Source organism: Pseudoalteromonas sp. GutCa3, assembly GCF_002836155.1.
In the GTDB taxonomy this organism is placed as follows: Bacteria; Pseudomonadota; Gammaproteobacteria; order Enterobacterales; family Alteromonadaceae; genus Pseudoalteromonas; species Pseudoalteromonas arctica.
This window is the reverse complement of the sequence record NZ_PJBK01000079.1, coordinates 175,586-196,217: the sequence shown is the minus strand read 5'-3', so window position 1 is coordinate 196,217 and position 20,632 is coordinate 175,586. Positions and strand designations below refer to the sequence as shown.

General features: G+C 37.8%; 22 protein-coding genes. 12 read left to right on the top strand and 10 right to left on the bottom strand.

The window, feature by feature from the left end; translation table 11 throughout:
- Positions 1-42: 42 nt before the first annotated feature.
- The gene (locus CXF64_RS14575; RefSeq protein ID WP_101217360.1) at positions 43-1,371 is read right to left on the bottom strand and encodes a hypothetical protein; all 1,329 of its coding nucleotides are present in this window, start codon (positions 1,369-1,371) and stop codon (positions 43-45) included.
- 529 nt (positions 1,372-1,900) lie between these two features.
- Here CXF64_RS14575 and CXF64_RS14570 point away from each other — a divergent pair.
- Genes CXF64_RS14570 through CXF64_RS14550 form a run of 5 tightly spaced genes read left to right on the top strand, consistent with a single transcriptional unit; the run spans position 1,901 to position 7,497 of the window.
- The gene (locus tag CXF64_RS14570) at positions 1,901-2,284 is read left to right on the top strand and encodes a response regulator (RefSeq protein ID WP_007582739.1); all 384 of its coding nucleotides are present in this window, start codon (positions 1,901-1,903) and stop codon (positions 2,282-2,284) included.
- 13 nt (positions 2,285-2,297) lie between these two features.
- Positions 2,298-3,203 carry an AAA family ATPase gene (locus CXF64_RS14565; RefSeq protein WP_101217359.1) on the top strand — a complete coding sequence of 302 codons (906 nt, stop codon included), beginning with the start codon at positions 2,298-2,300 and terminating at the stop codon, positions 3,201-3,203.
- Positions 3,204-3,209: 6 nt separating this feature from the next.
- On the top strand, positions 3,210-4,196 hold the full coding sequence (locus CXF64_RS14560) for a DUF58 domain-containing protein (protein ID WP_101217358.1): 987 nt from the start codon (positions 3,210-3,212) through the stop codon (positions 4,194-4,196).
- Positions 4,196-6,166, top strand: coding sequence for a transglutaminase family protein (locus CXF64_RS14555; RefSeq protein WP_101217357.1), 1,971 nt, complete (start codon positions 4,196-4,198; stop codon positions 6,164-6,166). Before CXF64_RS14560 ends, CXF64_RS14555 begins: the two co-directional genes overlap by 1 nt.
- Positions 6,167-6,174: 8 nt before the next feature.
- Complete coding sequence (locus CXF64_RS14550; RefSeq protein ID WP_101217356.1) at positions 6,175-7,497, top strand: Na+/H+ antiporter family protein; 1,323 nt, start codon at positions 6,175-6,177, stop codon at positions 7,495-7,497.
- A gap of 269 nt (positions 7,498-7,766) precedes the next feature.
- Here the strand turns inward: CXF64_RS14550 and CXF64_RS14545 are convergent, their stop codons facing one another.
- Genes CXF64_RS14545 through CXF64_RS14535 form a run of 3 tightly spaced genes read right to left on the bottom strand, consistent with a single transcriptional unit; the run spans position 7,767 to position 9,872 of the window.
- On the bottom strand, positions 7,767-8,198 hold the full coding sequence (locus CXF64_RS14545) for an acyl-CoA thioesterase (RefSeq protein ID WP_010552809.1): 432 nt from the start codon (positions 8,196-8,198) through the stop codon (positions 7,767-7,769).
- A 5-nt stretch (positions 8,199-8,203) separates the two neighbouring features.
- A complete protein-coding gene (locus CXF64_RS14540) occupies positions 8,204-9,022 on the bottom strand; it encodes a M23 family metallopeptidase (RefSeq protein ID WP_024606894.1) in 819 nt (272 codons plus the stop codon).
- On the bottom strand, positions 9,015-9,872 hold the full coding sequence (locus tag CXF64_RS14535) for a 6-carboxytetrahydropterin synthase (protein WP_024589312.1): 858 nt from the start codon (positions 9,870-9,872) through the stop codon (positions 9,015-9,017). Before CXF64_RS14535 ends, CXF64_RS14540 begins: the two co-directional genes overlap by 8 nt.
- A gap of 203 nt (positions 9,873-10,075) precedes the next feature.
- On the opposite strand from CXF64_RS14535, the gene fabA reads away from it, so the two are divergent.
- Positions 10,076-10,591: a bifunctional 3-hydroxydecanoyl-ACP dehydratase/trans-2-decenoyl-ACP isomerase gene (fabA, locus tag CXF64_RS14530; protein WP_002960896.1), complete on the top strand. Its 516-nt coding sequence runs from the start codon at positions 10,076-10,078 to the stop codon at positions 10,589-10,591.
- A 67-nt stretch (positions 10,592-10,658) separates the two neighbouring features.
- Here the strand turns inward: fabA and rmf are convergent, their stop codons facing one another.
- Positions 10,659-10,829, bottom strand: coding sequence for a ribosome modulation factor (gene rmf / locus CXF64_RS14525; RefSeq protein ID WP_002960897.1), 171 nt, complete (start codon positions 10,827-10,829; stop codon positions 10,659-10,661).
- 409 nt (positions 10,830-11,238) lie between these two features.
- Here rmf and acuR point away from each other — a divergent pair, with 409 nt between their 5' ends.
- From acuR to CXF64_RS14510, 3 genes are all read left to right on the top strand, one after another.
- Positions 11,239-11,874, top strand: coding sequence for an acrylate utilization transcriptional regulator AcuR (acuR, locus tag CXF64_RS14520; RefSeq protein ID WP_024589313.1), 636 nt, complete (start codon positions 11,239-11,241; stop codon positions 11,872-11,874).
- Positions 11,875-11,923: 49 nt separating this feature from the next.
- Positions 11,924-12,916, top strand: a complete 993-nt coding sequence (gene acuI / locus CXF64_RS14515) for an acrylyl-CoA reductase (NADPH) (protein ID WP_024589314.1) — start codon at positions 11,924-11,926, stop codon at positions 12,914-12,916.
- A gap of 72 nt (positions 12,917-12,988) precedes the next feature.
- Positions 12,989-13,405 carry a VF530 family DNA-binding protein gene (locus CXF64_RS14510; protein ID WP_007582761.1) on the top strand — a complete coding sequence of 139 codons (417 nt, stop codon included), beginning with the start codon at positions 12,989-12,991 and terminating at the stop codon, positions 13,403-13,405.
- Between the two features lie 102 nt (positions 13,406-13,507).
- Here the strand turns inward: CXF64_RS14510 and CXF64_RS14505 are convergent, their stop codons facing one another.
- Positions 13,508-13,939 (bottom strand): DUF3859 domain-containing protein, encoded by a 432-nt coding sequence (locus tag CXF64_RS14505; RefSeq protein ID WP_101162934.1) that lies wholly within the window; start codon positions 13,937-13,939, stop codon positions 13,508-13,510.
- Positions 13,940-14,145: 206 nt separating this feature from the next.
- Between CXF64_RS14505 and CXF64_RS14500 the strand changes: the two genes are divergently transcribed.
- On the top strand, positions 14,146-15,153 hold the full coding sequence (locus CXF64_RS14500) for a YHYH protein (RefSeq protein WP_101217355.1): 1,008 nt from the start codon (positions 14,146-14,148) through the stop codon (positions 15,151-15,153).
- A 13-nt stretch (positions 15,154-15,166) separates the two neighbouring features.
- Entirely contained in the window at positions 15,167-15,691 is a 525-nt protein-coding gene (locus tag CXF64_RS14495) for a hypothetical protein (protein ID WP_101217354.1), read from the top strand.
- A 111-nt stretch (positions 15,692-15,802) separates the two neighbouring features.
- Here CXF64_RS14495 and CXF64_RS14490 read toward each other — a convergent pair whose 3' ends face one another.
- The 4 genes from CXF64_RS14490 to CXF64_RS14475 all read right to left on the bottom strand — a co-directional run bounded on the left by CXF64_RS14490 (position 15,803) and on the right by CXF64_RS14475 (position 20,277).
- Entirely contained in the window at positions 15,803-17,620 is a 1,818-nt protein-coding gene (locus CXF64_RS14490; RefSeq protein WP_101217353.1) for a protein kinase domain-containing protein, read from the bottom strand.
- Between the two features lie 197 nt (positions 17,621-17,817).
- Entirely contained in the window at positions 17,818-18,267 is a 450-nt protein-coding gene (locus CXF64_RS14485; RefSeq protein ID WP_101217352.1) for a hypothetical protein, read from the bottom strand.
- Positions 18,268-18,534: 267 nt separating this feature from the next.
- Positions 18,535-19,194 carry an NADPH-dependent FMN reductase gene (locus tag CXF64_RS14480; protein ID WP_101217351.1) on the bottom strand — a complete coding sequence of 220 codons (660 nt, stop codon included), beginning with the start codon at positions 19,192-19,194 and terminating at the stop codon, positions 18,535-18,537.
- A 279-nt stretch (positions 19,195-19,473) separates the two neighbouring features.
- Entirely contained in the window at positions 19,474-20,277 is an 804-nt protein-coding gene (locus tag CXF64_RS14475; RefSeq protein WP_101217350.1) for a hypothetical protein, read from the bottom strand.
- Between the two features lie 74 nt (positions 20,278-20,351).
- Here CXF64_RS14475 and CXF64_RS20765 point away from each other — a divergent pair, with 74 nt between their 5' ends.
- Positions 20,352-20,495: a hypothetical protein gene (locus CXF64_RS20765; protein ID WP_157823672.1), complete on the top strand. Its 144-nt coding sequence runs from the start codon at positions 20,352-20,354 to the stop codon at positions 20,493-20,495.
- Positions 20,496-20,632: the final 137 nt, after the last annotated feature.

The following is a 20,632-nucleotide window of genomic DNA, read 5'->3' as shown; positions in this document are numbered from 1 at the left end:
TTAGGTCCTTTGTATAAATAGTTAGACTAGTTGGATAATGACTTAAAATTTAACAGATATTTCAGAAGTGAAGCCGTCAAATCCTTTACCGATTTGGCCGCCCGAATTAACACCTTCTTCTTGGTTAACATACTCAACTTTTAAAAGCGTTTTATCGTTAAACCAGTAACCTGCGGCTACTTGAATACGCTCTACTGTGTTGTCTGTTTGTTCAATTAAGTCGGAAGTGTTTTCGGCTTCTGCATAACGAGCCGCTACATATAGCTTTTTAGGGATTAGATATTGTTGTGCTTCAAACACGAAGTACTCAACAGATGAGTCGCCTTCTATTACACTGTTTGAATCAAAAGTAGTGCCATTTTCATCAGCTATGCTTTTTGTACCAAAGTAGGTAATACCGGCAACTGCATTACCAGCGGCATCTGCAAACGTGTAATCATCAGATGATTTACCAACCATAAAAATTAGACTAGTTTCGTCAGATGGTTGATAAGCTAAATTAAGCTGGATGATTGATTGCTCAAGCCCTGGCATTGCGCCAACGTGAGTGTCACGCTCGTTTGAAGGTGACGCTGAGAAGTTATAGTTTTCACCATCGCCAAAGCGATAATTTGTTGTGGTTACACCATCAAGACTGGCTATACCGTTTTCAAAACGTAACTGGTCGCCTTGATTGGCTTTTAATAAGTTTAAGCCTGCTTTAAAGCCACCTTCAAATTCTAGAGTACCTTGAAGTCGGTAGTTATAACCTCTGTCTTCTTGAAACGCTTCACCAAAACTTGAAGTCGTAATATGACCTGTAACATTATAAGCACGTACTACACCACTTTCGAAAGTTTCGCTGTAACTTAGCTGTGCGCCGTTTTCTGCGGTTGCGTAATCGGTAATACCATTACCAATAAGTGCATTATTTTGGTTATCTGCGCCGTCTTGAAAACCTTTAAATTGAAATGGTGAGCCACCAATATTACCCAAACGCAGTGTTAAATTTGCGTTTTCTTTTGGTGTGCCATATAGACCTAGTAAGTCAAATTCAACACCTGCAAAATCGTTGTGAAATGAAAAGTCACGATCTTCGCCACCAAAGTCATTAGGCTCTTCTGCAATATCTATATCGGCAGTGATGAACTCGTTAATATGAAATTTAAGCATTAGATTAGCTCTAATACGGCCAAATCCTGATTCTTGTTCTTCATCTTCTGGACGAAATGCGCCGTCTTTAGCTTGAATTGACTGAAAGTTTTGCATTAGTAAAAAGTCTACGTCAACGCGATCTAAATATTCAGAAATATCAGCCTGTGCTGGAGCCGATGTAGCCATAGCTGCCGCTATGAGAGAAATTGCAAATTTAGTCTTTTTATTATTCAACATAATAAGCTCTTTATTTAGTGTGGTGTGTGATGCCAACTTTATTAAATTGCATATTCATTTAATGAAATTGGTATTAATTCAGTGTGTGTAGATGAGGCTGACTGAGCAAAAAATTAAATAGATAATGAAATTGCACTTGTGAGCATAAGCTCATCTATTGAGCATAATCACAGAATGAATTTAGAAGGTCAACGCTTTTTTATTACAAAACGTTTACAAAAAATCGAATTTTTATGTAAATATTTTTGAATCAATAAGTTAAGTAGCAAATTTGTTACATCAAATTTTGAGGAAATAAAGTGTATGATTAAGGGATTTATTGTAGATACGTCATTATTGTTCAATACAATTAATGAAAATATAAGTTAGTAGAAGATATGAAAGCAGGTAATCCTTTAAAAATAGGTTGTTGGGCAAACCTATAAACAGTTTATTTATTAGTGTTTTTTAAGTAACGTTCTTGAGCTTATGATGGGGTTAGCTTAGTATTAAAGCACTTAGATGTATTCAAAATAGAAGTAACCTACATATGGAATTTGTTCGCCCGCTAGAGCCCATCCTCATTATTGATGACGTTAAGGAAATTCGTGATTATCTAAACCAAATTTTAACTGACTTAGGGTTTGAGGACATCTTAGAAAGCGCCGATTTTAGCTCTGCTAAACCTATTATGAACAATAAACCGCCAGGCGTAATATTTGTAGATGTAGATTTACCTGACTCTAACGGTGCAGATATATTGGAATACATTAATAGTGCTTATCCGCACACTCATGTTGTTATGTGCTCTGGCCACAATAGTCTCGAAAACGTACAAAACACGTGGGAAATGGGTGCTAAAGGCTTTATTGCAAAACCTTTCAACACAAAAAAAGTAGACACTGTAATGAAGCGTCTTGAAATAATAGAATAATAATAAGGTTAGCATGCATAGTACTGTTACTGCGATTATAGACGATCTTTCGAGTGTTATATTTGGTAAACAACAACAAATAAAACTGGCACTTACATGCTTATTTAGCGAAGGGCATTTACTCATTGAAGATTTGCCTGGTATGGGAAAAACCACTCTTTCTCATGCATTGTCAGCTGTGTTAGGTTTATCGTATCAGCGTATTCAATTTACCAGTGATCTTCTGCCTGCTGATATTCTGGGTACTAATGTATTTAACTCTACCGAGCACAGTTTTACGTTTCATAAAGGCCCTATTTTTAGCCAAGTTGTTTTAGCTGATGAAATAAACCGCGCAGGGCCTAAAACACAAAGTGCGTTGCTTGAAGCAATGGAAGAGCAACAAGTAACAGTCGATGGAAAAAAATATACGCTGCCAAATCCATTTTTTGTGATTGCAACACAAAACCCGCTTTACCAATCAGGTACTTACCCGTTACCTGAGTCGCAATTAGACCGTTTTTTAATGCGTATTAGCTTAGGTTTTCCACCTAAAGAAGCCGAAAAACGCTTAATTTTGAATATGCAAAAACGAGATTACAGCCAATTACCTAAGCGTATTAACCAACAAGAGTTAGCGGCAATTCAAAACCAGATAAGCCAAATTACTTTAAGTAGCCCGATTATTGACTACATTATAGAGCTTGTTAATTACACACGCACAAGCAACGCTTTTGCATCATCGTTATCACCGCGTGCCAGTATGGCTCTCGCTAAAGCGGCTAGGTCGTGGGCCTTTATTGATGGTCGTGATTTTGTAATGCCAGAGGATGTTCAAGCCGTATTTACAAGTGTGTGTCAGCATCGATTAGGTTTGCATAATGAGTCCGGTGAAGCGCAAGTAAACGATATTTTAAAAAACGTTTTAGTTCCGGTATAAACTTTTATGCCAAAAAAAACAGCTAAGCGCCCTTCTTTATTTAAGTCATTTAAGCAAAATTTATTTAATAAGTTATTAAAAAATAAACATTTAAAAAACTCAATTACACTTGAACACAGAACAATTTATGTATTGCCATCATCCCTTGGCTGGTACTTTGTAATTGTGGCTATTTTAAACTTTGTAATGGGCATTAATTATCAAAATAATTTAATTTTAATAATGTCTTATCTTATGTTTGTGGTGATGATTATTGCTGTATTAATGGGCTACAGTAACGCTAAAGGCTTAACGGTTAAATTTAAAGATGCATTTAACAGCTACGCACCTCAAAAACCGAGTATTGTATTTGAATTACAAAGCCCTAGAGTTACCCAATCTATTAATTTAACATATCAAGGTAGTGAGCAAACTCACAAACATACCGACGAAGTTGATAGTAAGACTCAGTTACTTACACTCAACTTACCCTACAGCTCACGCGGTAAGTACGCAGTGCAACGTATTAAAATAGCGAGTAAATATCCCTTTGGTTTAATAACTGTTTGGAGCTACATTCAATTACAAACAGATGTTTTTGTATACCCGTCGCTTGAACAAGTACACAGTGATGCGCATGTTTCTATGCTTGATGAGCAAGCCGATAAAGGTATTTCTTCCCAATCTGGTAGCGAAGAGTTTGAGTCGTTAATCCCACACTTGCCTGAGATGGGCTTGCAAAGAGTGTCGTGGAAGCATTACGCAAAAACACAGCAGTTGTTAGTTAAAGAGTTTGTAGACTTTAAAACAGCGAATGCGCTTCTCGATTTTACGTTGATGAATGGGGATACAGAACAACGTTTAAGCCAGTTATGCTTTTTAGTATGTGAAGCAACCGAGAAAAGCACCCCTTTTATGTTAAAGCTACCGAATAAAACAATAAATACAAATACCGGACAGCAACATAAGCAGCAATGCTTAGAATTATTATGCTCATTTAATGGTGATGTGTAATGGACATACTTAAAAACGAAAAAGTAATAAATTATTCACTGTCTTTTATATATGCATGTTTGATTGTATTTTTTGTATCACATTTACCGCTTGTTTTTGTAGGTGTACTTGCACTTATTTGTGCATGGAACTATTACATAACGCTGAGTAATAAACCAAAGCCAAATGCTTGGCTGGCAAATATACTCGCAGGTGTGTCACTAGGTTTAATGCTCTACACAGTAGGCATGTCGGATACGGTTATTTTATTTGTGGCCATGCTGCTACTTGCTAGTTTATTTAAGCTGCTACAGGCTAAAACCAAAAAACACTATCATGTAATTACAACGCTTACGTTTTTTTCACTCTCATCGGTGTATTTATTTAACCAAAGTATTTTAACGACTTTATCTGTAAGTGGTTTATACATATTAAACTTTGCAGTACTTGGCCTACTCGAATCCAAACATAATTTAAAAATCGCCTCTAAGCAAAGTGGTAAATTGCTACTTTTAGCGCTTCCTTTAGCTATATTTTTACTGCTTTTTTTACCAAAAATGCCCGCATTTTGGCAGCTTCCTGGACCTAAACTTGCAAAAACAGGGCTTTCTGAACAAGTCGATCCATTCGATATTGCAAAGCTTTCAAATTCTGACGAGCTTGTGTTTAGAGCTAAATTTAATGAAGAAAAACCTGTAGCGCCTTATTATTGGCGAGCAATCGTTCATGATGAGTTTAATGGCAATGCGTGGCTTACGTCTGACTTTTTAAAATATAATAATGTAAAAACAAATACCGAGAGCGAAAATGATAAGCAACTTATTGCAAGCTACTCAGTTATTACTGAGCCTGCAACACAAAAATGGCTCTATGGTTTAGCGTATTCCAGTAGTAATTCACAAAATGTTGAAGGCAATTCGCTAGGCTTATTGCGTAAAAAAAGTCGCCAAGCTAAAAACTTACAATACGATGTAAATAGCTTTAACTTCACAACTTTACCGCTTGGCGAATTTGAAGAAAAACGCTACATATACCTCGCTTATAAAAAGAATGTAAAAACATCATCACTTGCTAAAACCTTAAAGAAAAATACACACTCTGATCGCGATTTTTATAACCGCTTATTACAATACTTTGCAGGTACGGGATTTACTTACACATTAACACCCACTCCTATGAGCGGCGATAATACAATTGACCAATTTTTATTTGAAAACCAACGTGGCTTTTGTGGTCATTATGCAAGCGCCGCTGCGTACATTTTTAGAACCGCAGGGATACCCGCTCGATTAGTAAGTGGTTATTTAGGCGGTGAATTAAACCAAGATAATAATACGCTAACAGTTCGCCAGTACGATGCGCATGCGTGGGTAGAAGTATATTTACAAAACGAAGGTTGGGTTATTTTTGATGCAACCGCTGTTGTAGCACCGGAGCGTTTAAATGGCTCACTTTCTCAAAACCAAGAGCTGAATGACGAATTTAAAAGTAATCTTGATTTTGGTTTAGTGAGTTTAAGTAATTTCCCCGCTATTAATTGGTTAAGGTTGGAACTTGAAAATCTCGATTATCAATGGTCTAGCTGGGTACTTGGTTTTGACGAAGAAAAACAAAATGATTTTTTAAAATCAATTTTTGGTAGTAAAAACATTTGGCTTGTACCATTAATGGTTTTATTAACAGCTGGTTTTTGTTTTGTAGGTTATTTTGTTTATTTAAACTTACCAAAACGCCCGGCTAAATTAGCGCCTATGGTTAAAGAGTTTTATGAAGTAAAAACATGGGCTAAAAAACAAAAAATAAATACACCCGATAATTTAACACCGAGTCAGCAGTTACATTTTTTTGCTGACAAATTCCCTCATTCTGCACAATCTATAAACACATTTAGTCAGTTATTTAACCAAGTACGCTATAGTAAAAAACCTTTTACGAAAGAGCGTAAAACTCAGGCTAAAGATCTGATAAAATTAATTAAAATTTCCAAATAGAGAATACTATGAATGCTGTTGTTATAGGCGTTATTTTAATGCTCGGGCTATCTCTGGCTCGCGTTAACGTCATTGTTGCCATGATCATAAGTGCTTTAGTTGCTGGTTTAACAGCAGGCTTGGGTATAAAAGAAAGTGTTGATGCATTTAATTCTGGCCTTTCTGCCGGAGCTGAAATTGCACTAAGTTATGCCATGCTCGGTGCATTTGCCGTTGCTATTTCTAAGTCGGGTTTAACACGCATTCTCGCTGATAAGTTACTTGCTAAAGTAAATGCTAAAGGCAGTGGGAATAAAACATTTTTAAGTTACTTCATTTTATTAATTATTTTAGGTTGTGCGATTTCTTCGCAAAACTTAGTACCTGTACACATAGCGTTTATTCCTATTTTAATCCCGCCGTTACTCGTGGTTTTTAATCAGTTAAGACTAGACAGGCGTGCTATAGCGTGTATTTTAACATTTGGATTAGCAACCTCTTATATGGTGCTGCCTTATGGTTTTGGTGGTATTTACTTATATTCTATTTTGCATAAAAACCTAGTTGATAACGGCCTAGACATTGTAAATACACAAGTCCCTATGGCGATGATAATTCCTGCATTAGGTATGTTTATTGGATTACTTATTGCGGTATTTATTACCTACAAAAAACGCCGCGAATACACAAAGCTCCCATTAACAACTGTGAGTAAATCGGCTGAGGTAGAAAACCCTAAAAAAGTAATGATTGTAGGGCTTTGTGCGGTACTTGCCTCACTTGTTGCACAAAACCTAAGTGGCTCAATGATTTTAGGCGGTTTAGTAGGTGTAATGATATTTAGTGTATTTGGTGTAGTTAAGTGGGAAGAAAACGGCGACGTATTTAGCAAAGGCGTTGCGATGATGGCGATGATTGGTTTTATTATGATATCGGCACAAGGCTTTGCATCAGTTATGCAGGCCACTGGCGACGTAGCGAGCTTAGTACACAGCACAGCCGCCCTTTTAGATGGTAATAAACCTTTGGCCGCCGGTGTTATTTTGTTAGTCGGGTTATTAATTACAATGGGAATTGGTAGTTCGTTTTCAACAGTGCCTATTATTGCAACTTTGTTTGTTCCTTTGTGTTTAGACCTCGGGTTTTCTGTTATGGCTACCGCTGCACTTGTTGGTACTGCGGGCGCTTTAGGTGATGCAGGCTCCCCTGCTTCAGACTCAACGCTTGGCCCAACATCAGGTTTAAATGCAGATGGCCAGCACGACCATATTAGAGACTCTGTTATTCCAACATTTATTCACTTTAACATTCCACTGCTGATATTTGGCTGGATTGCAGCAATGGTGCTTTAAGTAGTAAGCATGTAAGTATTCGTAAATTTAATTAAAAGCTAAATACAACCAAAAAGGTATGTTTAAAGCATGCCTTTTTGGTTTTAACAATCCTCAGCCCTATCAATTGACACCTCCCTATTTTGATTACTTTATGATTAAATATTAATTGCGCTGTTGAGATTATACCTACTAGAGATTTAGTATGATGTGTTCTTTATGGTTTTTTATATAAGCACCAATTAAGGTGCTTAGATAATTTTATTTTACCGTGTATTTAAAGCTTTAAATTACTCAAAACCATAAATCATTTTATCGCATACAACCGGTGTCGGTCTGTGATTATCATCGACTGCAACAAACGTAAAGCTACCACTAATAGCAGAGTGCTTATCATCTCTGTGCATAGTTTCTAATAGTATATCTACATCAACTTTTAAGCTGGTGTTACCTACATGCACTACTTTAGCTATTAATTCTGCAAAAGTACCAGCTGGTATCGCTTCTTTAAAATCGACTCTATCAGAGGATATGGTAACCAAAGGTTTACGACAAAAACGAGTAGCAGCTATAAATGCCACTTCATCCATCCACGCCAGTGCATCACCACCAAATAAAGTATTGTGATGATTGGTACGCCCTGGAAACACAGTTTTAGTTACCGATGTGGTTGAGTCTTCAATACGCTGAGCAATTATTGCATCGCGATTTACGTCAGTCATAATCTCTACTTTTTGTTTGCTAATGTATCTTGCATTAGTAATGCAGGATCAAGGCGTTCGCCTTTCCAGTTAAAACGCCAATCTAGGTGAGGACCTGTTACACGCCCTGTTGCACCAATTTCAGCCACTTTGTTACCTTGCTTAATTTTGTCACCTACTTTTACATCAAGCTTACTTAAATGAATGTAAGTTGAGGTAATACCATGGCCATGATCAATAATTAATGTACCGCCTGAGTAGTATAAATCAGGTTCAGAAAACACCACGGTACCACTAATTGGCGCGTAAACAGGAGAACCTGTTTTATTAGCGATGTCTAAGCCAAAGTGCGGACGACGAGGCTCGCCATTAAAATAACGCTGACTACCATAAACACCCGATATACGCCCTTCTGCAGGCTTTAACACAGGGTCTAAAAAGTACAGTAAATCAGAGTCAACTTCTCTCGCTTTACGCACAGCAACTGCTTCGCGGCTTATACGTGCACTGACTTCTTTTGCCGGTGAAACATACTTCTTAGCCACGCCGGTTATTTTATCAATTTCATATTCACGCTTAGTTATGGCTAGCGGCTGAGAATGAGATTTACCTGTGTTATCTACCCATTTTAAAGTATGAGTAGTTTCAGCGTCACGCCCAAAACCAAATACAAAGTCACCATTTGGCGAAAGTTTTAAGCTTTTACCATCTAAGCTTACTGATTTAGCGTTTTCTAGCTTTCCAGTAACTAAACCGCCTTGTGTTAAATGCCCTTTTAACTCAAGCGCCATAGCACTAAAGCTAGCAGAGGCAACAAGCGCTGTTGCTAAAAGTGTTTTAAACATAGCTAATCGATCCTTTTCCAACACCTTCATAAGCAGTCACTTTCACTGCTCTTTCTGGATATTGGGCTTTAATTTGGCCAGCTACATGTTCAGCAATACATTCTACAGTGGTGTCTACTGGTAAAATGTCGCAACGGGATTCGCTAATCGCCATTTCAAAATAGCCTTGTGCCGACGTGTAAGCAAAACATACATCACCCGCTTTGGCTGTTATGTGTTTTAAATCAGGTGCGTTAATTTGATCTTCGCTGGTGGCTAAGTAAATATCTTCCCACTTTTGAGACCATTCTTTTTGCAAGCGCGGCATAGAGATGCCATCTAGGCTAATACCAATTTGAGAACGATGCCCATGAATAATACGTTGGCAATTACCGTCATGCTTTTTAAGGCCATGGCTGTAATGATAGTAAAAGCTTTGGCTACGCTCAGGCTTAAGAGACAGCTCAATTTTTTCAATGTTATCTGGTAGCTTCGGTAAAATAGTCGCAATTAAAAATTCAGTAACCGATTCAACCGTTACTTCGTCTGCGTTAATCATGCAATAAGCTTGATGAGGAGCACTCATAGCTAAGTGATTATTTTCACCAAATGTGCAATCGAGTGTTTTATGCTCGTCAAATTCAGATACAGTGCCATTAAGCCCTGTAGGAATTGCTAAACGGTGATCAATACACTCATCTATAATGCCTTTAATTTGCTTTTTAACTAAACCAAAGTCTAAAACCATAGACTCTTCGTTAAGTTTACCGTGCAAAGTTAAATCAACAATCCAGCTCTCGCCAACGGCGCCGCGTTTGTTACATAAGTAAGAAAAATCAATCACAGTTAGTGAGTTAACAAAAAGGATCATAAACTTCCTTTAGACTGGTTATAAGACAGCGTTAATTATAATGATTTCTGATTGTAATTGCGCGGTTTTATAGTGCAAAAACCAATCGCGTTGATTGATTGATGATTTAATATGCAATATTTTGATTTTTTAACTGCTCCGAGTTGTTTAGCGTACAAGTGTACGCTAAAGTACTTGGCAATTTCTAAGCGAAGATAAGTGTTATGGAACCTAAAAATAGCTATACAAAAGAAGAGTTGATCCTGTGTGGTCAAGGTGAAATGTTTGGTGAAGGTAACTGCCGTTTACCAAGTGACAACATGTTAATGATGGATCGCATTACCTCTATTACTGCTGATGGTGGTATTCATGGGAAAGGCGAAATTGTTGCTGAGCTTGATATTGACCCTAGCCTTTGGTTTTTCGATTGTCATTTTAAAGGCGACCCAGTAATGCCAGGTTGTTTAGGCTTAGATGCTATGTGGCAACTAGTTGGTTTTTACTTAGGTTGGTCTGGTGGCCCTGGTCTTGGCCGTGCGCTAGGTGTGGGTGAAGTTAAATTTACTGGCCAAATTTTACCAACTAATAAAAAAGTAACTTACCGTCTTGTAATGAAACGCGTAATTAAACGTAAATTGTTTATGGGCGTTGCCGATGGCACAGTAGAAGTAGATGGCCGAGTAATCTACGAAGCAAAAGATTTAAAAGTGGGCTTGTTCCAAGACACTAGTGCATTTTAATTTTTAAACGCACAAACAAAAAGGCCTCCAATGTGGAGGCCTTTTTGCTTAAATTCGATTATTGATTTTAGGTTTTGTACATGTTGCGGTTTTCAATCGCTTCACGCCAACCACCTAACCACTCTGATTTTGGATCTACTTGTTGATAAGGGCATAGCTCTTTTGAGCGACCTGCTAAACCTGCTTTAAAACCTTGAGAATGAGCTCTTTCTAAACGATCTCTTTTCTGTCTCTTCATCGGTAATATCCTCACCTTTTTATTTATATATTGTGTAGCATTAGTGAAATCTACATTTAATGAATAGTTAATAAAAATGTAAAATTCAAATTGTAAAAGCAATTAAATTGTTTGACTTTAACTAAGCTGCTGATGCAAAAATGAATTAACATTTAAAAAAGTAAGTGGTCATACAACATTTAATTTGACCGGTTCGTAAAAACAAATTGGCGATTTAATAATCGCTAAAAAGCACTTATGTGCTTTAATTGTGACCGACTAATATTGACTAAGTTCCAAACAAAAATGTAATCGTGACACTTTTATTTCATTAATTTTAAATTAGTAGCCCGCCCCTAAATTTGAACTATTTTTAAACAATTTAAATTTATACTTGATTATTTAAAGTCGATCGGTCTAATATAAGTTCATGAACAAAAATACATCAACACCAATACGCCGTGGTCGCCCACCTAAAATAGCCAGAGAAAACGCCGATACAAAAGCGTTACTTATTCGCACGGGCCTAGAAACATTAACTGAGTTTGGCTTTAGCGCCACGGGGCTCGATACTATTTTAAAAAAAGCAGCTGTACCTAAAGGCTCTTTTTATCATTACTTTAAAAGTAAAGAAGCCTACGGTATTGCGTTAGTTGATGCATACGACAGTTATTTTATTGCCAAGCTTACCCATTACCTACAGCAAGAAGATGTTCCCCCACTTGAGCGAATCGTTAATTTTACCCAAAGCGCAATTAAAGGGATGAAAAAATACGATTACAAACGTGGCTGTTTAGTCGGTAACTTAAATCAAGAGCTTAACCATTTAAGTGAAGAGTTTAAAACCAGATTAATGCAAAGCTACACCGCTTGGCAAAACCATGTAGAGGTTTGCTTAAACCAAGCTAAGCAACAAGGCACTATTGCAAGCCATGTAAATACAAAATTGATGAGTGAGTACTTTTGGATAGGTTGGGAAGGTGCTGTTATGCGCGCCAAGCTCACAAAATCAAATACTCCACTTACTTTGTATACAGAAATGTTTTTACGCGCATTATTAACCTAATGTGTTTTTATTTACCAATTAAAAGACGATCGGTCTAAAAGGATATCCCATGAGTAACCCAATTAAAGCCATTGTTATTAATAAAGAAGATAATAACTATAGCGCTTCATTATCAACTATCGAACATAGTGATTTACCAAACGAAAACGTATCTATCGACGTGCTATACAGCACACTTAACTATAAAGATGGTTTAGCTATTACGGGTAAAGGCCCCGTTGTACGTAGTTTTCCTATGGTGCCAGGTATTGATTTAGTGGGTACGGTTACAAATTCCACCAGCGATGAATTTAAAAACGGCGATAACGTAATATTAAATGGCTTTGGTGTAGGCGAAAAACATTGGGGCGGACTTGCTCAAAAAGCGGCACTTAATAGCGATTGGCTAATCCCCTTGCCTGCAGGTATTTCACCAAAACAAGCAATGCAAATAGGCACTGCGGGTTATACCGCCATGCTAAGTGTTATAGCACTTCAAAAACAAGGTATTACGCCTGAATCTGGCGAGATACTTGTAACTGGTGCTAATGGTGGCGTAGGCAGCTTTGCTATTTATTTATTAAATCAACTTGGGTTTAATGTAACAGCAGCAACGGGCCGATTAGATCAAAGTGAGTACTTAATAGAGTTAGGCGCTAAACACGTAATTGACAGAAATGAGCTATCAAACCCAGGCAAGCCTCTGCAAAAAGAGCGCTTTGCAGGGGCAATAGACTCTGTAGGTAGCCATACACTGGCAAATATATGTGCATCATTAAAATATGGAGGTGTAGTAACCGCCTGTGGACTTGCACAAGGTATGGATTTACCAGGGTCTGTTGCGCCATTCATATTACGTGGCATATCGTTAATGGGGATTGATAGCGTAATGCGCACTAAAGCCGACAGAATCGAAGCATGGGATCGTTTAGCTAAATTAGTAAGCGCTGATTATTTAGATAAAATTTCGACAGAAATATCACTCGAACACGTAATTGATAACGCAGAGCAACTTATGGAAGGTAAAATTCGTGGTCGTGTTGTAGTTAATTGCCAAAGTTAAGCTATTTACTCTGTTAAAGCCTCGTTATTAAATTTATAATGCAATTTGTATTTTAATAACGAGGCAACACCTATGAGCAACCAAGAACTTTTCAGTAATAACCCACTGCAAGGCGTAAAATTAGAACAAGTGGTTGAAGAGCTGGTTGAACAATACGGGTGGGAACTCCTACACGCTTATTTACAACTTAACTGCTTTAAAAACAATCCTGATGTTAAGTCTGCGGTTAAATTTTTACGTAAAACACAATGGGCACAAGAAAAAGTAGATAACTTTTACCTTTACCGCCTTAAAAACTTACCTAAGCCTGATGATGTTCAATACGAATTACCGCCACGAGATCGTGTGATCCCAGCTGATCATAAACCGGGGGAGCCGTGTGAACTTAGTTTTGTTGATGCTAAACGTATTGTAGAGAAAAAAGAATCTAAGCAACGTGCTCGCGATCGTAAGCAGCGTTCTAATTCGAGTAACCCTTGGGGTAACTAAAAACTTACTAATTTAAGGTTGAAGAGCTGTTTATAAATAGCTCTTCGACTATTTTCTCATTAACTTCAATTATATCCGCGTTACATAGCCAATAAATAACAATTAGTACCCTCGGTTTTTCCAAAAATCTGTTTCAGTGCGCTCTGCCTCTAATGCCACATTAAAAGTTTTATCAGCAATGATTTTTCCATTTAATTCAATCGTCATTCGCCAATCACCCAATTTATTTTCTATTGGCAGCCAAAGTGTATCGCCTAAATAAAAGTTCCAATCACTGTTTTTAACGTATACATCGCCTTCAAAAGGGTCCATTACATCACCGTCACTGTCTGGAATATCAGGATGGTAAATACAATAATGAAGCTTTTCGCCTTTACCTTTTTTAATATTTACGATTAAGCCAAACTCAATATCGACCTCAGCTATTACATTTGTTGTAAATTGCTCTATTTGTGGCAACGTTTTACTTTCACTATCCCACTTAGAGTAAATACCGTGGCTTTGAAGCGTCACTACAGGTTTTATTTTAGCCATTTAGGTAGCCTTTTATATTAGCTATTTTGGCATTAGTTTAACTTTTTGAAATTTTAAAATAAAACACAATCTCATAAAGTTAAATCTCAACTTAGCTTTAATACTCCGCCTATTTACATAATTGCTAATTTGTCATCATTGTTTACACACTATTTGCACAATTGCTGATTATTGTTTGAGTAACTTAATTGGTCAGGTAGGCTGCAATGAAACAATACGTACTTAATAATAAAAATCGAAATAGGATAAATGCTTTAAAGCTCACTTCTCTTGCTTTAATTGTTTCATCGTTAGTTGCATGTGGTGGTGGAGAAGGCATAGTTGATAGCTCAGCAACTTCAGAAAGCTCATCACAAACCACTTCAGATAACGGCACAGGTACCAGCAGTTCAACCCAAAGTGTACTTTGTGAATATAGCTACAGTGAATATAACGAGTCAGAGTCAGTACAAGCCACCAGCGCTGCAGATTGGTCATGCACAGGAACTACACGCGACTTAGTAGCTAATGGCATACCCGATCACGAAGTAGGCACCTTTCCTAATGCTGATAACCCAAATACTATTTCTGAGCAATCAGTAAATGAAAGCTACACACTTGAGCCTGTAGAAACAACACAAGCAACCATGCTTGGTGGTCCTCGTGGAATGATAGGCGTTGTACTTAATGGCATTAAAATAGACGCAGGCACAGGCGGAAGTTGTGATGATTCTGGCACCGATTGCGATTTAGGCGACAACAGCGGCAACTGGAATATAGAAGCCCTAAGCCAAGACTCGTTTAGTTTTGGAACAGACGACAACAATGCACACGTACAACCCGATGGCACATATCATTATCATGGTATGCCAGAAGGCTTTGTAGCAATGCGAGGTGGCAATAGCACCACTATGACTCTAATAGGCTGGGCAGCAGATGGCTTTCCTATTTATGCACGTTACGGCTATTCAGACTCAAGTGATGCAACTTCAGCCCTAACCGCAATGACCGGTAGCTATCAACACGTAATAACCGTAAGCGCAAACCGCCCTTCTACCGATATATACCCATTAGGTACATTTGCACAAGATTGGGAATACGTAGCAGGCTCGGGTGATTTAGATGAATGTAATGGCCGCGTTGGTGTAACGCCTGAGTTTCCTCAAGGGATATACCACTACTACGCAACAGACACTTACCCGTTTTTTCAACGCTGCGTTAAAGGCGAAGTTTAATTAGGAGTAAGTTATGCCTTATAAGAAAAATTATCTGTTAAGTGTGACCACATTGGGCTTATTGAGCACATCAACATTAGCAAACGCGCATTTAATGGTTGCAGAGCACGGTACGCTGAATTTTGTTGATAATAACGTGTTTATTGTTCTTTCAATCCCTATTTCGGCTTTTAAAGGGGTTGATGAAGATAAGGATGGCAAAGTATCAATAGTTGAGTTTAATGCTCATAAAAAACAAATAAGTAAGCGAGTTAAAAAGAACGTTTATTTAGCAGATCATCAGTATAAATTTACTATTGACGGACTTTTGCTAAACCCAGAAGCGTCGCATACACATAAAAGCGACAATATAGACCAAGTAACCATTACTGGGCGCTACTCTTTGCCTAGTAAACTAGCCAAAGTTAACTTTAACGTTAAGCTATTTAGTAACAATGAGCACAAGCAGCATTATCAAATTACAGCGACTAATAAAACGCAAAAGCTAACTCATCAATTTGAGCTATCACCAACGTCGCCCTTTAGTAAGGTGTTTTAATAATTAGTAATACTTACCTAATAATTAAGTGGCAAAGAGTACAAGTTAAACAAACTTGTGCTCTTTTTTTATCCTTGTCTTTTCATTCAGCACTCTTAATTTAAGTACTTTCTATAAAGATACAAGCTTAGGATTTTTAGGAAAGTAATTCTCTTCTTGCTGCTCACATAAACTAAATTCACGGGTGTTTTTATATGGCAACTTCATAAAGCCCGCAACACCCACGTCCGTAATATTTACCGCGTATTGCATTAGTTTATTAAGAAGGCGTTTAAACTCAACCTCTTTACTCGAATCGAGTAAGCGGTAGTAATGGTGAATCTTCATTCTGTCCGGCAGTGCTTCAAAAATAATACACCCCGTATGATGAATTTGGTTAAGCTCAAATACGCACTTAATAACTTTTTTAGGTAGCTGTAGTTGCTCATCAGGGTCTTTACCGTCTTCAAAGTATGAATGCGGGCGGGTTATGTCGTTTGCCTTCATGCTTACAACTTCGTATTCAAGCTCTGGTAGGCTATCAAACTTAAATGCACCCGTGCCATCTCGCTCTAGTTGAATGGTTTTACGGGCATCAAACAAACAACACTTAAATAACCCTTTTTGATTAATCGCTTGCGCAAGCATCACCGTGTTATTAATCGCATCACTAAACGCATCACCCAATGATTCGTCATGCATAATTAAAGACGATTCAACAAACACCGACTCATCCTTCCAATGAAAACTAAGCCCACCAACAACAGGGTACTTAGCTAATCGGCTTATTGATGCTAAAAATGCTTTTTCGGTATCGCCTGTATCAAACAAAAACTCTTTATAATAACGGTCAAGTTGCGCGTCGTTTATATCTAGTAATTGCTGGTTATGATCGGCTTGGCGTAAAAACTGTTTTCGTGAACTATATACAACCGTGTCGGGTTGCTCTGCCTTGCCATACCAAAAAGGAATATCTGCTTTTTTTTGTTTTTTATCAAGCTCAGGTAAATACGCTTTAGCCATAGTTGTAATGTTACGCATAAAGTAATCACCGGCACCATCACGTATGGCCTTACTTTTTGACAGCATGCCATCAATCACCTTAGCCAGTTCTTTTGGGAGCCCTAAGCTGCTTGCAGGGATGGCTTGCGCACCAAAGCGACACGACTGCGCCGACGCTAGCGCATACAACGTAGCGGCTACACCTTGTTCGTCAAATCGTGGGGATGATTGCTCCCCCGACATTTGCGCTTCACCAATAAAGTACACATCGCCCATACGGGCATTCGTTGTGCTTAAATCGCCCGACATTAAATCCATAAAATTACTCGCAACAGGATTCCCATCACTATCGAGCTGTGCATACACAGAGCTGCCCCAATCCACTAACGAAAGCGCATCAGTGTTTGCATCCCAAACAAGGTTTGAAGGTTTTATATCGCCATGCACTATAGGTTGTGGGCTAACGCCATTTTTGTGGCTACGTAAATCAATTAATACATTACGTAACCTAACAGCTAGCGCCATTATTTGCGCGGCACTAAAGCGCCCTGTTTTAAGCGATACTTTTTCAAGGTCCTCTCCAATGGCGCGCGCCATCATTAAAATCCCTTGTCTTTTAATTCGCTCAAATGCATAAAAGGTAGGCACTAAGGGGTTATTAATTTGCGAAAGCATATACGCTTCGTCTTCTAGGCGATCACGTACACTTTGGGCAAGCGTAATACGCGAAAACTTAAATACCCAAGGTAAGCCATTATCGTCATCACCTGCAAACACAAAACCAAAAGCACCCGAGCCAATCATTTCAACGTTTTTGTAGCCCAGCAGTGTTAGCTGCTTGATACAAATATTAAGCCACTGGCGGTGTTTTTTAGCATCGCGGTGCGAAAGCAAATAAACAGATTGCTCTTCGTTGATATAAAAATTGCGGATTTCTTTGGCTTTCAATACAGGTACTCAAACTTATAAAACTAACCAATTATTAGTTTTATGTAATGAGATTACAATAGGTTAAATAAGAGTTTTGAAATCGTTGAATAAAACAGCGCTAAAGTAGCGCCAGAAAAGTAAATTTAAGTGTAAACGTTAAAGCTCAAAGTAAGCTTTTACAATGCACTGTATATAAATACAGTGCATTGTTTTTACTAACTTTCAATAACACGAAGTTGCTTGAGTGATGACACAGCTATGTGCGTTTGATAATAATATTTATTAGTGACTCTTCCACGGCTCATAAAATCGATAGTTACCCGTTTGGCTTCGCCTGTTACTTCTATTGTTTTATCAATAAAAAAGGTGTCTGCTGGTTGTCCGTATTTACTTTGAAGCTCTGCTACCACATTAGGCGGTATTGATATCGTAATAGAACGCCTGTCGCGATAATCAGTTTCGGTATTTAAATACAACCAACTCCCCTGAGCTCCCGCCGCTTTAATATGAAACTGGTAAGTGCCAGCAACACCCTTAGGTGCACTTTGCTCAGTTAAAGCGATAAGGTTCATATTTGCAGCCGTACTTTGGCTCATTTCAATTTTATGGGGAACAGAACTACATGCACTAAGCGTTAGCACACTTAGTAAGGCTAGATATTTCAAGACACAATTTCCTTGTTTCTTACACCAATTCGCATAATTCATTGTTCTATTTTGAGACAAGAAAATCGTGTCGATAACAAAGCAAAAATTTCGTTATTGAGTTGTTCTATATCAAAATTTTTTAATGCCGTTAGCGATTTAATCCCTAAAATTGATTAAGTATTATTGCGGATTGGTATTATGCATTATTAAAAATATGTAGCGTTAATGATACCACTATATGCAGCCATGTTTCTATAATCAATCCAAACAATTAGTTAGCGGGTATTAAGGTGCATTGCGCTGAGAAGGAGCTGTTTTAAAGCTCTTTAGCAAACTTTGCGGGTCAACCACCTCGGTATGCTCTTTAGCAGCCTGCGCCCACCATATTAGTTGGCTAAACGTGCGTGAGAAATAATTAAACCACGATGATTGACTCTCTCCTGCAACAGGTTTGCCATCCTCACTAAACACATCTTGCGCTTTTGGCACGTGGATCATCGCCGATACCGGCAAACAGCCAAGTTCAGATAAAAATGTGCGCATACTAATGGCCGCTCTTACGCCCCCCCACTGCCCTGCTGAGTAAGTTACTATTGCACTTGGTTTATACGAAAATAGTGAGCTACCAAAATGATTAAGTAAGTCAGCGAGAGCTGGACTCATGCTGTGATTGTACTCAGGGCTAATCATTATATACCCATCTGCGGCTTTAATTTTATCAGCTAAAAGAGTGAGCTCTGTAGGTGCATTACTTTCAGCGTATGCAAAGTGTGGTTTAAATATGTTTTCGCAAGGAAAATCCAACGTATCAATTAGCTCAAACTCATGATCGCCAAAATGCTCTGTTAAGCATTCTATACAAGCCCTAGAAACCCTTAAGCCTAAGCGAGCTGGTTTTGGTGGAGTGCTATCGCGTACTGTGCCTAAAAATACTAAAAACTTCATATGTAATTCTCAACTGTTTTTAAACGATAGCTAAACCCTAACATTTTTTAGTTATTGTGTATTACACATACGCATTGTTTATTGATTCAAAACATAATAATAATTAAATTTAAAACTGAAATTTAGCAACAACCGCACCGTTAAACATATTTTATCGTGTGTTACTATTTGCTCCTAAGATCGATTTAATCATGCAGCAAGGGTTTTACCCAGTGGGCTCTGAACTGCCTAAAAGTAAAACACACTGCTTCAAACTCAGCCTCGAAAAGCATACACGCCCTAATATTGATAACTTAGCCCTACACCACCCCAAAATATATTTCGAAGTGTCTCGTCACCTGCAAAGCGTTTTTCATCTTTATTAACGGCAATGCTATAGCTTGTATATGTGTATAAGGCTAATTGATTAAAAAGTTGATACGACAAGTTTGCAGTAAACTTTACGTTGTTAATTCCGTTGTGCCCATCACTAACATACCCCGCATTAAACCCCACGCCCGATTGAATATCCAATAATAGTAAATCGTTAATATAAAAATATTTTTTTACTGCCATCTCCAAAAATGTACTGCGGGCATCAAATGAATGATAAACACTACTTAATAACTGAATATCGTCTGCATAAAAATACGCAAAGTCGAGGCTTAGCTCATTATCGTGAGCATCAATGCCTTCTTCACGAGCTTTAATATAGTTATAACCTACATACATCTCTATCCGCTCAGATAAGTGAGCGGTATAAATAGCATTTAAATTAAGCTCTGAATAATCACTACTAATACCTTTTGCCGCCCAAGGGATCACCGCAAAGTTTTTATAATTAAACTCAGTAGCAATTGATGCAATACCATTACCAGCAAGGTTATCTCGACCTTCGGTTACATATCGGCTTTCCCATAATGGGTGAATATGTAAATCAAACTCTTTATTTTTATAATTTACGTCAGTATGGGTATGCTTAATATTTCCGCCTACGCCCACTTCAAGCTCTTGATAGTGCTCTTGTGTTTTTGCTTGTGCGTAAGCTGTATTTACTCCCGCTAGAGTCGTAATAACAAATACATATTTTAAATAGTGAGTCATTTATTAAGTCCAAAACCATCATAAATGGTAAAAAGTGGCGCATAGTATTGTTATAAAACGTATTAGCGCAATAAATGGATGCACATTTATTGTTTTATTTATTAGATTTGAAGTATTTACTAAGTATTACCCATAAACTACAAGTTGCAATTAGCTCGGATTTAAACCAACAAACCAAAGCTATATACGCACCGAGCAATGCTCTAGCAGGTACTTAATTTAATAGTTCAGATGATAGTTATAGTACTCACGGTGAGGTGTTCCCTATTGCAAAACAGGAAAAGTATAAGTAGGAAGTGTAAAAAAGTGCGATAAAGGGGAAAACTATAAGCAGCAATAACTCATTAAGCTGCTT